This window comes from Asticcacaulis sp. P2_C5 (assembly GCF_056404555.1).
On record NZ_JBFUDU010000005.1, the window covers coordinates 168,484 to 180,377 of the forward strand.

The following is an 11,894-nucleotide window of genomic DNA, read 5'->3' on the forward strand; positions in this document are numbered from 1 at the left end:
TTTCCCCCTCTACCCACCTGAGGGGAGAGGGTGGCGCGAAGCGCCGGGTGAGGGGTTCTATGGGCGATGCAAATTGGAAGGATGGTGGAATTTAACCCCTCACCCTAACCTCTCCCCTCAGCCGGGAGAGGGGTTTAGTAAGTGAATTCAACGCCTCATACTGCTACCAGATTTTGACGCGATCTTCCGGCTTCAGATAATACTTGCCGTCGGTGATGTTGAACGCCTTGTACCACGCATCCATGTTGCGCTCGGGCCCGATGGCGCGGAATTCGTTCGGCGTGTGCGGATCGGAGGCCACCTGCTGTTTCAGGGAATCGTCGCGCAGCTTCTGGCGCCACACCTGGCCGGCGCCTAGGAAGAAACGCTGGTCGCCGGTCAGGCCATCCAGCACAGGGGCTTCAGCACCGTTCAGCGACAGATGATAGGCATCGAGCGCGATCAACAGACCGCCCAGGTCGGCGATGTTCTCGCCCATGGTCAAATTGCCCTGGACATGGACGCCGGGCAGGGGCTCGTAGGCGTCGTACTGGGCGCCGAATATCTTCGCCTGGGCTTCGAACTTGGCCGAATCCTCGGTCGTCCACCAATCGACCAGATTGCCGTCGCCGTCGGAATGGCGGCCCTGGTCGTCAAAGCCGTGGGTGATTTCATGGCCGATAACGCCGCCGATGGCGCCGTAATTGACCGCCATGTCGGCCTGCGGATCGAAATAGGGCGGCTGCAGGATAGCAGCCGGAAAGACGATCTCGTTGCGTGTCGACGAATAATAGGCATTCACCGTCTGCGGCGTCAGCCCCCATTCCAGCGGATCGACCGGCTTGCCGATCTTCGACACCTCGAAGGCCCAATCGAAGGCCGACGAGCGCTGCATATTGCCATACAGGTCATCGGCGACGATGGTCAGGCCGCTATAGTCGCGCCACTTATCGGGATAGCCGACCTTGACGCCGAACTTGTCGAGCTTTTCCAGCGCTCGCGCCTTGGTTTCGGGCGACATCCAGTCCAGGTTCTGGATGCGAATCTTCAGCGCGGCGCGGAGGCCGGCGACCAGGTCCTGCATCTTGGCCTTGGATTCGGGCGGGAAATAGCGCGCAACATAGGTCCGGCCGAGCGCCTCACCCAGCGAACCTTCGACCACAGCGATGGAGCGTTGCCAGCGCGGGCGTTGCGCCTGGGCGCCGGATAGGTCACGCGAGCGGAACTCCCACCGTGGCGTCACGAAGCGTTCGGACAGATAGGGCGCGGCCTGGTCAATAGTGCGGAAGGTTTCCCACGCCTTGAGCGTGTCCAGCGGCGTGTCGGCAAAGATCTGGGCGATCTTCGGAAAGGCGGTGTTTTCGCTGACGACGACCTTCGGCGTCGCGGTTAGGTCGGCGCCCCTGAAATAGGCCGCCCAGTCGAAGCCCGGCGCGAAGGTCGCGACCTCAGCCGGCGTCATGGCGTTATAGGTCTTGGTGCGGTCGCGGCGCTGGGCACGCGGCCACGACACTTCGGCGATCTTCGTTTCCATGGCGACGATATCGTGCGCCGCCGCAGCAGCATTGGGGTAGGCGACCAGGCGCAGCATCTGGGCGATATAGGCCTCGTATTTCGCCTTTTTGTCGGCGAAAGCGTCGGTCAGATAGTAGTCGCGATCAGGCAGGCCCAGGCCTGACTGGAACAGCACGACCGTGTTGAATTTGGAATTCTTGGCGTCGGCCGTGACCCCGGCACCGAAAAATGCTGAACCGAACCCGCCCGCGGTCTTACCCATCCAGGCGGCCATGTCGGACTTGGTCTTGATGTTTCGAATGCCGATCAGGTTGGGCGCCAGGGGGGCGACGTCGCGCGCCTCGACCGTCTTCGTATCCATCATCGAGTTGTATAGCGCGCCGATCTTGACGTCGTCACCATCGAGGTCCGTGCGTCCGGCAAGGCTTTCGACGATCGCCTTCGAGCGCGCATCGGCCAGGTCGACCAGTTGCCGCGCCACGCCGGCTGACGTCTTGTCGGCCGGAATGGTCATGTTTTTCAAGGCGTTGCCGTTGACATACTGAAAGAAGTTGTCGCCCGGATTGACCGATTTATCGATGCCGTCGAGATCGACGCCCCAGGCGCCGAAACGCGGCGCCGCGGTGATGTCGGTCGCTGCAACATCGTCGCCGGCACCGAGAAAATCATCGAAACTTTCCAGCGACAGTATGGTGCAGCCGGCGTCGAGGCAACGATCGGCGGCCAGAGCCGGCACCGCCAGCAGGGCGCTCGCCGCCGTGGCCAGCAGAAGGGTTTTGAAAACGCGCATGAAGGCCCCACCTCATCGGGATCTCTGTCCCGGTTGAATATGAAACCATCACCCTATCCGCTTTTTGGCCAAGCGAACGTGAAATTTTGTTCATGAATCCGTCATCGAAAAAAACTTATACCGCCCCGTTACGCGGGGCGGGGGACCGCCCGAGTGAAGACCGCTCGGCGCGTTAGCGGCGTGCGAAGTCTTCGCATCGGGTGGTGGTGGGGGTCTTCCATAAGGCTGTGCGCGCCTGTCAGATGAAGTCGAAACACGGATTATACCTGGCATCTTGCTGGTGGTTGTCGCTTGGTAGACAAGCCTGTAAGGCCCCCACCACCACCCGATGCAAAGACAGGCGCCGTAGCTCTCGCTACGGCTTAGTCTTCACTCGGGCGGTCCCCCGCCCCGTTCACGGGGCGGTATAGATTTTGCGATTTGCCAGTCTTCAGGTTTCAAAAACGGTGGATTTCTTGCCTTCTTTGGCCTCTAAAGGCATGTTTTTGCGAAAATTCGTGTTTTTGGGGTTACATCCTCTACCGCCATCCCCCATAGTCTGCTCTTCCACGGAAACGATATTGAAAGATTGCGCATGAATTCTCCCGTCCAGAACCTGTCCGACATGACCACCAACGAAGTGGTTGCGGCCGGCCATTCGGCGGAGACGGGGGCCTATTATATCTTCATCATCGTCTTCCTGCTGGCCTCGGCGGTCATCGTGCCGCTGTTCCAGCGCTTCAAGGTGTCGAGCGTCCTGGGTTTTCTGCTGGTCGGCGTGGCGCTGGGGCCCGATGTCTTCGGCCGCTTTTCGTCGCATATTTCCTGGCTCGACGATTTTTCGATCATGCGCTCGCACGCCATCCATCAACTGGCCGAGCTGGGCGTGGTCTTCCTGATGTTCTCCATCGGGCTGGAGCTGACGTTTGAGCGCCTGAAGTCCATGCGCCGGCTGATCTTCGGCCTTGGCGCGGCCCAGATTATCCTGTGCGCGATCGTGCTGACTTTCGTCTTTATCTTCATGCAGCAGGGCGTGATCGCCGCGACCATGCTGGGCATGGCGCTCGCCCTGTCCTCGACGGCGGTGGTCATCCCGGTCCTGGCCGATCGCAAGGCGCTGAAAACGGCGTCGGGCCGTTCGGTCTTCGCCATCCTGCTGGCCCAGGATCTCAGCGTTGCGCCCATCATGATTACCGTGGTCATGCTGGCCGGCGCCGCCAAGGGCACCACCCAGGGCCTGGGCGGTCTGCTGGCTCTGATTCCGGCCCTGATCGGCATGGCCATACTGGTCATCGGCGGCCGCTGGCTGCTGCGCCCGTTGTTCAATACCGCCGCCTTTTCGAAGAGCCGGGAACTGTTCATGGCGGCCTGCCTGCTTGTCGTTGTCCTGTCGGGACAGGTCGCGGTGATGGCCGGGATGAGCATGGCGCTGGGCGCCTTTGTCGCCGGCGTGCTGCTGGCCGAAACCGAATACCGCCGCGAGATCGAGGTGATGATCGATCCGTTCAAGGGCCTGCTGCTCGGCCTGTTTTTCGTCACGGTCGGCGCCCGGCTCGAATTCTCGACCGTCCTGGCCAATCCGTCCCTGGTGTTCGGCATTGTGGTCGCGTTGATCGCCATCAAGGCCGCCCTGGTCTATCCCCTGGCCCGCGCCTTCGGCATCAGCCCGCGTAGCGCCATCGAAACGGCGGCGGTCCTTGGGCCGGCGGGGGAATTCGCCTTCGTCATCATCGATGACGCCATCGGGCACAAGATCCTGCACGCCGGCTTCGGCCAGGCGGTCATCCTCGCCGCCATCATCTCGATGTTCTGCATTCCCTTCCTCGCCGCCTTCGCCGGTCGCCTGGGCAAGGAGGTCAATCGCGCCATGCCGACGACCGAGGCGCCCGAGGTGGTGGCAGCGCTCGCCGCCGATGGTGAAGCCGCGGTGGCCAAGGTGATCGTGGTTGGTTTCGGCCGCGTCGGCGCCCTGGTCGCGGACATGCTGAAGATCCACCAGATTCCCTTTACCGTGGTCGACTTCAACCCCCAGGTCACCCATCGTGCCCGTGCCCAGGGCATCGAGGCCTGGTATGGCGACGCCTCGGTCGTCGATTTCCTGATGCGCATGGGGATCGACAAGGCGCGCGCCGTCGTCGTCACAGCCTCCAATCCGGCCTTTACCGACCGGTGCGTGGAGACCATCCGTTCCCTGCGCGACGACATCCATATCATCGCCCGCGCCCGCGACGCCCAGCACGCCCAGCGCCTGTACCAGATGGGCGCGACGGACGCCGTCCCTGAAACCATCGAGGCTTCGTTGCAACTGGCCGAAAACACGTTGATCGACTTAGGCGTGCCGATGGGCCTGGTCCTGGCGTCGGTGCATGAACGTCGCGACGTCTTCCGCCAGATGTTCGGCATTCGCGGCTCAGCCTCGGGCTCCATCCTCCGGGCCACCGCCGCCAAGATAGCGGCATCGGGTGAGCCGGTCTGACGGCTTCGCCTTTGTTTCAGCTCAAACGCCGCATGGCTCCTCGCATAAGCTCGGGCGGGCAGTCGCCCTTGCCAAGCGTGATGACTCGTCATCGCGCTTGGATCAGGCGCAGCGAGCGTTAAGCTGGATTTGCATCCGGTTGCGCATGTCGGTGTACACTTCCTTCATCGTCTGGATGTCGGCCAGATCCTCGTCACGCTGAGCCGGGCTTGCTGTGGCGTCGTTGCGGACCAGGTTCTCGTCCTCATCGATCAGCTCGAGCACGGTATTCATATCGTCACGTGCCGCATTCAGGGCCGCACAGCCGGTTGCGTTGTTGCCCGCCTTGAGATCGTCGAGCGCGGCCGAGATATGCTCCTTGCCTTGGCGGGCGGCATCAAGCATACGGCTCTCGACATCGGCGCGGTCACCCGCAAGGACGGGACCGGCTGCCAGAGCCGCGGCAATGACAAGGAACAGGATGGATTTCACGGCGGCCTCCCCGGCGCATTTGCTGTGTCGGCCTTAGCTTATCAGCCATCGTGTCCCTCAACTAATGACAAACCCTGTAATCCCGGCGGGAATGCGCCGGCGCACTTGACAAGGCGGATGCAGACCACGCTATCTCATGCCGCATGAAACTGCTCTTCATCCACCAGAACATGCCGGGTCAGTTCAAGCACCTGGTGCCGCTTCTGGCCGATGCCGGTCATGAAATCGTCTTTCTCACCAAGCAAAAAACCGTCAATATTCCGGGTGTCCGCAAGCTGGTCTATACCCCGCACCGCCAGGTCAGGCCGTCGACCCACCACTATATGCGCCAGTTCGAGAACGGCCTTCTGCACGGTCAGGGCGTGGCGCGGCTGTGCCAGCAACTGGTCCAGGAACGCTTCCGTCCCGACCTGATCATCGCCCATCCTGGCTGGGGCGAGACGCTGTTCGTCAAGGAAACCTTTCCCCATACGCCGCTGCTCAGCTATTGCGAGTTCTACTATTCGGCCACCGGTGCCGATTTCGGCTTCGATCCGTCGGTCGAAGTCACCTTTGACGATCAATGCCGGATACGGGCGCGCAACGCTCACCTGCTGCTCAGTCTTGATCTGTGCGATCGCGGCTGGAGCCCGACCCAGTGGCAGAAATCGCGCCACCCCGCCGCCTATCTCGACCGCATCGACGTCATGTTCGACGGTGTCGACACCTACAAGGCGCGGCCGAATCCAAAAGCCGCTTTCGCCCTGCCTGACGGCCGCATACTGACCCCGAAGGACGAGGTCATCACCTATGTGGCGCGCAATCTCGAACCCTATCGCGGCTTTCCGACCTTCATGCGCGCCTTGCCAAACCTGTTGAAGGCGCGTCCGAACGCCCAGGTCCTGATCGCCGGCGCGACCGGTGTGTCCTACGGTTCGGCGCCGAAGGAAGGCGGCACCTGGAAGGATGTTCTGCTGAAGGAAACAGGTGTTGTGTCGGACCGGGTACATTTTCTAGGGCACTTACCTTATGATCGCTTTATCGCCCTGCTGCAGGTCTCAACGGCCCATATCTACCTGACCTATCCCTTCGTGCTGTCGTGGTCGTTCATGGAGGCCATGGCCTCGGGCTGCCTGATGATCGGATCGGACACGGCCCCCGTGCGCGAGGTCCTGAAACACGGTGAAAACGGCTGGCTGACCGATTTCTTTGACCCGCACCAACTGGTCGAGACCGTGGTGCGCGCGATGGAAGACCGCGATGTCGTACGCCTGCGCAACGCCGCGCGCGCTACCATCGTTGGCCGCTACGACCTGCAGACCTGCCTGCCGCAGCAATTGAAACTGATCGAGCAGATGAGCGGCAAACCGATTCTGCCGCCGAAAGCCGCGTTAGCCTAGCCTTTCCAGACGGTATTCCGCTGACGTTTTCCCCGCTACAAAAAGCACACCCATTTTAAAATTCAACGACTGTTGAAACTATTCATTGACTTTCAACGTCCGTTGAAAAATTATGAATGAAAATACGCAAGCCGAATTTACCATGATCCGGCAGCATGGAGCCCAGGACTACGGTGACGCCTTTTCCAAGGCGCGCCACCAGCCTGCCTCCCGGAAAAGACAGGGCGCAGTGGCAGGGACGGACTTTCAGGATGTGGCGTACTCGAGCGCGGATGGGCGGCTAAAGCTCTATGCGCCCGCCGTTACGCGCTGCCTTGCCACGGTGACATCATGACCGGCGCTGGCGGCTACCTTACCGGCCGAACGGCTCTGGTCACCGGCTCGGTCTCCGGGATCGGCCTGGCCGTCGCCCGCGCCCTGGCCTGCGCCGGTGTCCGCGTCGCCGTCCACGGACCGGCCGAAGCCGACTCGAGCGAAGCTTTGGCGGCAGTTTCCGGAACCCCGGTTTCGGGGCGCGCTTTCGAGGCCGACATGCGCGACCGTACCCAGGTCGCCGGCCTGATGAGGGCGGTAGATGAGTGGAGCGGCGGCGGACTGGACATCCTGGTCAACAATGCCGGCGTGCAGGCGACGAGCGCCTTTGCCGACATCGTCGACGAGACCTGGGACGATATCCTGGCCGTCAACCTGACCGGCGCCATGCTGACCATGCGGCACGTCCTGCCGCGCATGGCGGCGCGCGGTTATGGCCGGGTCATCAACATCGCCTCGGTCCACGGCCTGGTCGCCTCGGCCGAAAAGGGGCCTTACGTCGCCTCGAAGTTCGGCCTGGTCGGCCTGTCGCGCGTCGCCGCCCTCGAATACGCCGCCGTCGGCACCCGCGAAAGCGGTGGTGTCACGGTCAACTGCATTTGCCCTGGCTGGACCCAAACTGCCTTGATCGAGCCGCAGATAACGGCCCGTGCGGCGGGTCATGGCGGCGACCGCGCCGCCGGTATCGCCAGCCTGCTGGGCGACAAGCAACCGAGCCGCCGCATGTCGTCACCCGACGAGATCGGTCTGCTCGCCCTGTGGCTGGCCTCTCCGCTGGCGCACAACATTACCGGTGCAGCCCTGCCGATAGATGGAGCCTGGACCGCCCAATAAGCCTGAAGCGTCAATCCAAAGAAACAATGCCAACACATCTAGGGAGAACAACTATGAAAACATCCACCCGACTTAAGCTACTCACCGGCGCCGCACTCGGTGTCTTCGGCGTCGCGCCCGGGGTCTTCGCGTCAGGGGCCTTCGCGCAGGAAACCGCGGCGCCGGCGGCCCAGTCCCAGGACCAGGTCGAAGTTGTCATCACGGCCCGTCGCCGCGAGGAAACGCTGAAGGACGTGCCGATCGCCGTCACCACATATTCGGCGGAAAAGCTCGGACGTAACGGCGCGCCGGACATTACGTCGCTGCAGCAGACGACACCTAACCTGACGCTGCAGGTGGCGCGCGGCTCGAACTCGACCCTGATTGCCTTTATCCGCGGCGTCGGCCAGCAGGATCCGCTGTGGGGCTTCGAACCGGGCGTCGGTCTCTATGTCGACGACGTCTATATTGCCCGCCCCCAGGGCGCCGTGCTCGATCTGTATGACGTGCAGCGCGTCGAAGTCCTGCGCGGTCCTCAGGGCACACTTTACGGCCGTAACACCATCGGCGGCGCGGTCAAATATGTCACCAAGCCGTTGAACCCGAATGCGCCGGAGTTCGAGGCCAAGGCCAATCTTGGGTCCTACAACAACCAGGACCTCATCCTGTCGGGCTCGGTTCCGCTGGGCAGCACGTTTGCCATCGGTGGCGCGGTTGCCAGCGAAAAGCATGACGGCTACGGCAAGAACCTCTATACCGGTGCTGAGCACTACGACAAGGACGTCCTGGCCTACCGCCTCAACGCCGACTGGCATCCGAACGACGCCTTTTCGGCACGCATGGCCTATGACAACTTCACTGACAATTCCAATCCGCGCCACGGCCATCGCGAAACCGTCGCCAAGGATGCTTTCGGCGCCACCCTCTATACCGGCGCCAATGCCAAATATGGTCTGCCGACCGACGATGTCTACGACACCTATGCCGGTATCGGCGACAAGAACAGCGTCAAGACCGAAGGCGCTTCGGCGACGCTCGCCTACACGATCAGCGACAGCCTGACGGTGAAGTCGATCACGGCTGTCCGCAAGGGGCGCACCGATACCGTTATCGATTTTGACGGCACGCCCCGCGATGCCCTGGATGTTCGCGCCTGGTACGGTGACAGCCAGGCGACGCAGGAATTGCAGCTCCTGTATAGCGGCGAACACTGGAACACGACGGCGGGTCTGTACTACCTCAATTCGGCTTCCGCCGGCGCCTTCGATACCAGCCTGGGCACCTATGATGCCTATGCCGCTTTCGGCGGGGCGTTTGTAAAATACGCCAACGGCCTGACCGCCCTGACCAAGGGAAAGGTGACGACCCAATCCTGGGCCGCCTTCTTCGACTCGAACCTGAAGGTCAATGACAAGCTCAGCCTGTCGTTCGGCGGCCGCTACACCGAGGACCACAAGACCGGCACGGTGTACAAGGCCAACTATTATGGCCGTCACAGCCCGGAATTCGGCGGCACTGTCTTCCTGACGGCGGCGCCCGACCTGAAAACCAACTACGTCAATGATCGCACCTTCTCGGCCTTTACGCCGCGCGCCTCCATCTCCTATGCCTTTACGAAGAATGTCACCGGCTACGGCTCGATTTCGACCGGCTTCAAGTCGGGTGGCTTCGACATGCGCGGCGACGCTTCGGTGACGCCAAGCACGGTCAAGGGCTACGCACCGGAAAGCGTCAACACCATGGAGCTCGGCTTGAAAGGCAGCCTGTTTGACAAGCGCCTGAGCTTCGCCACCGACGTCTTTTCGTCGAAATATACCGACGTCCAGATCACCCGCCAGACCACGGTCGGATCGACGGTTGCGTCACAGGTCGAAAACGCCGGCAAGGCGCATATGGACGGCTTCGAGTTCGAAGGCACGCTGAAGATCACGCCATCGCTGAGCCTGAACAGCACCATCGGCTACATCAAGGCCACCTATGACGAGTTCAACAGCTACAACGTAACGACCGGCGTCACGACCAATATCGCGGCCAATGCCAAGTTCCAGAACACGCCGGAATGGTCCAACAGCTTCGGCCTCAACTGGCGCGGTGAAGTGGCCGGCGGCACCCTGGTTATCACGCCCCAGGCCAGCTACCGCTCGGATATGCAGATGTTCGAATTTGCCGTGCCGCTGCTCGATCAGAAGGCCTTTTGGCTCTACAACCTGGGTGGCAGCTGGACGTCGCCGCAAGGCCATTACAAGCTTGGCGTCTATGGCCGCAACCTGAGCGACGAACGCTACAAGGTCGGCGGCTACAACTTCCCGACCAACGGCTTCGGCAATTCGGTGACGTCGTTCTACGGCCCGCCAAAGACCTGGACCGTGTCGCTTAGCTACAAGTACTAGGGTTAAACCTGTGCAGGGCGGCGGTGAGGAACCTCACCGCCGCCTTCTGCGTCAATGTCCTACGTTCGCTGGTAGTCGATTTCCCTAAGGGGTTCACCCCGGGAGAGCGTGTACAAAACACAGGCTTGGAACGGTTTATCGCCCTCCTCCCTGTGCGAAGCAAGGGGAGGTGGCGGCGCAGCCGCCGGAGGGGTCACTTCATCGACCTGTCAGCTGTTCAGGCATTGCGACATGCTCAACTGACAAGTTCATGTATCGAAACCTGAGAAAACCTAAGCTTCAAGAAATACCCCTCCGTGGGCTGCGCCGCCACCTCCCCATCTTCGCTTCGCTCGACAAGGAGGAGGGAGACAACCTTGCTGGCCCCTGTTGCTGGGTCAAATGTCGAGAGATGTTTGAACATGATGGCCCCGTTTTCGGCGCGGACCGCGAAGCGTGGCTACTGCCGGGACTGGGCGGGCTCTTTGGTTACAGTCAAGATCAGCTGCCGCTATAGTAAAAATGAGGAAAACCATGTCCGACCCAGTCCCAGCCCCGTCCATCACACCGCCCGCCGCGACCGGACGCTGGTTTATCCTGTTCCTGTTGATCCTCGTCTATACGCTGAACTTCCTCGACCGCCAGATTCTCAGCATCCTGGCCGTGCCGATCAAGGCGGAGTTCCACCTCACCGATACGCAGCTCGGCCTGCTGGGCGGGCTGATGTTCGGTCTTGTCTATTCCGTCCTCGCCATACCGGCCGCCTGGCTGGCCGACCGTTTTTCGCGTGTCTGGATCATGACGGGCGCCCTGGCTCTGTGGTCAGGCTTTACGGCATTTTGTGGCATGGCGACCAGCTTCCCGCAGCTATGTATGGCGCGCATGGGTGTCGGTATCGGCGAGGCCGGTGGTGTGGCGCCGGCCTACAGCCTGATCTCCGATTATTTCCCACCCAAGTCCCGCGCCCGCGCGCTGGCCGTCTATTCGTTCGGCATACCTCTGGGCAGCGCCGCCGGCATCCTCTTCGGCGGCCTGGTTGCCAGCCGGATTGACTGGCGCTTCGCCTTCATCGCCATAGGCGCTGCCGGCGTCCTGCTGGCACCGATTTTCCGCCTGCTGGTGCGCGAACCCGTCCGGGCCAAGTCCGTCGTCGCGGCGCCCGGCATTGCGACCACTGCTGGTTTGGTGTTCAAAAAACCGGCCTTCTGGTTCCTCTCCTTCGGCGCCGGCTGTTCGTCCCTGGTCGGCTACGGCCTGATGTTCTGGTTGCCGTCCTTCCTGGTGCGCACACTGGGCCTCGGCCTGGCCGACACATCGAAATTCCTGGCGGCGGTGCTGTTTTTCGGCGGCATCGTCGGCATGTCGCTGGGCGGCTGGCTGGCCGATGCCCTGGGGCAGAACCGCCGCGCCGTCTATCCGCTGATCCCGGCTGTGTCGTTCCTGATCTCCGCCCCGCTCTATGTCTGGGCGGTCATGGCGCACCCGTCACCGAACAATTTCTGGCTGTTCGTTATCCCCCAGGCCCTGGGCCTGGTCTGGCTTGGGCCGGTTCTGACGGCCGTTCAGCATCTGGGACCGGCCAATGCGCGCAGCCAGGTTTCGGCCCTCTTCCTGCTGATCAACAACCTGATCGGCCTGGGCCTGGGGCCCTTCTTCTTCGGCAAGATGTCGGACGTGCTGACGCCGCATTTCGGCGCAGAAGCTATGAAATACAGCTTTATCTCCGGCCTTGCCTTCTATCTTATGGCGGCCCTGCTGCTCATCGCTGCGTCCACGCGCATGAAGAAAGACTGGCACGACTGACGCTATTC

7 protein-coding genes are annotated in these 11,894 nt (G+C 61.9%); 5 read left to right on the forward strand and 2 right to left on the reverse strand.

Going from position 1 to position 11,894, the window contains the following annotated elements; all coding sequences use genetic code 11:
* Positions 1–163: 163 nt before the first annotated feature.
* On the reverse strand, positions 164–2,284 hold the full coding sequence (locus AC1DXO_RS10660) for a M13 family metallopeptidase (protein ID WP_476978118.1): 2,121 nt from the start codon (positions 2,282–2,284) through the stop codon (positions 164–166).
* Positions 2,285–2,858: 574 nt separating this feature from the next.
* Between AC1DXO_RS10660 and AC1DXO_RS10665 the strand changes: the two genes are divergently transcribed.
* The gene (locus tag AC1DXO_RS10665; RefSeq protein ID WP_476978119.1) at positions 2,859–4,739 is read left to right on the forward strand and encodes a cation:proton antiporter domain-containing protein; all 1,881 of its coding nucleotides are present in this window, start codon (positions 2,859–2,861) and stop codon (positions 4,737–4,739) included.
* Positions 4,740–4,841: 102 nt separating this feature from the next.
* Here AC1DXO_RS10665 and AC1DXO_RS10670 read toward each other — a convergent pair whose 3' ends face one another.
* Positions 4,842–5,210, reverse strand: a complete 369-nt coding sequence (locus AC1DXO_RS10670) for a hypothetical protein (RefSeq protein WP_476978120.1) — start codon at positions 5,208–5,210, stop codon at positions 4,842–4,844.
* 143 nt (positions 5,211–5,353) lie between these two features.
* Between AC1DXO_RS10670 and AC1DXO_RS10675 the strand changes: the two genes are divergently transcribed.
* The 4 genes from AC1DXO_RS10675 to AC1DXO_RS10690 all read left to right on the forward strand — a co-directional run bounded on the left by AC1DXO_RS10675 (position 5,354) and on the right by AC1DXO_RS10690 (position 11,886).
* Positions 5,354–6,589, forward strand: a complete 1,236-nt coding sequence (locus AC1DXO_RS10675) for a glycosyltransferase family 4 protein (protein ID WP_476978121.1) — start codon at positions 5,354–5,356, stop codon at positions 6,587–6,589.
* A gap of 330 nt (positions 6,590–6,919) precedes the next feature.
* On the forward strand, positions 6,920–7,735 hold the full coding sequence (locus tag AC1DXO_RS10680; RefSeq protein ID WP_476978122.1) for an SDR family NAD(P)-dependent oxidoreductase: 816 nt from the start codon (positions 6,920–6,922) through the stop codon (positions 7,733–7,735).
* 53 nt (positions 7,736–7,788) lie between these two features.
* A complete protein-coding gene (locus AC1DXO_RS10685; RefSeq protein ID WP_476978123.1) occupies positions 7,789–10,104 on the forward strand; it encodes a TonB-dependent receptor in 2,316 nt (771 codons plus the stop codon).
* A gap of 513 nt (positions 10,105–10,617) precedes the next feature.
* Entirely contained in the window at positions 10,618–11,886 is a 1,269-nt protein-coding gene (locus AC1DXO_RS10690; protein ID WP_476978124.1) for a spinster family MFS transporter, read from the forward strand.
* The last annotated feature ends 8 nt before the right edge of the window (positions 11,887–11,894 follow it).

Coding starts and splice junctions, on each gene's coding strand:
- AC1DXO_RS10660 (WP_476978118.1), bottom strand. CDS start 2,284: ATGCGCGTTTTCAAAACCCTTCTGCTGGCCACGGCGGCGAGCGCCCTG.
- AC1DXO_RS10665 (WP_476978119.1), top strand. CDS start 2,859: ATGAATTCTCCCGTCCAGAACCTGTCCGACATGACCACCAACGAAGTG.
- AC1DXO_RS10675 (WP_476978121.1), top strand. CDS start 5,354: ATGAAACTGCTCTTCATCCACCAGAACATGCCGGGTCAGTTCAAGCAC.
- AC1DXO_RS10680 (WP_476978122.1), top strand. CDS start 6,920: ATGACCGGCGCTGGCGGCTACCTTACCGGCCGAACGGCTCTGGTCACC.
- AC1DXO_RS10685 (WP_476978123.1), top strand. CDS start 7,789: ATGAAAACATCCACCCGACTTAAGCTACTCACCGGCGCCGCACTCGGT.
- AC1DXO_RS10690 (WP_476978124.1), top strand. CDS start 10,618: ATGTCCGACCCAGTCCCAGCCCCGTCCATCACACCGCCCGCCGCGACC.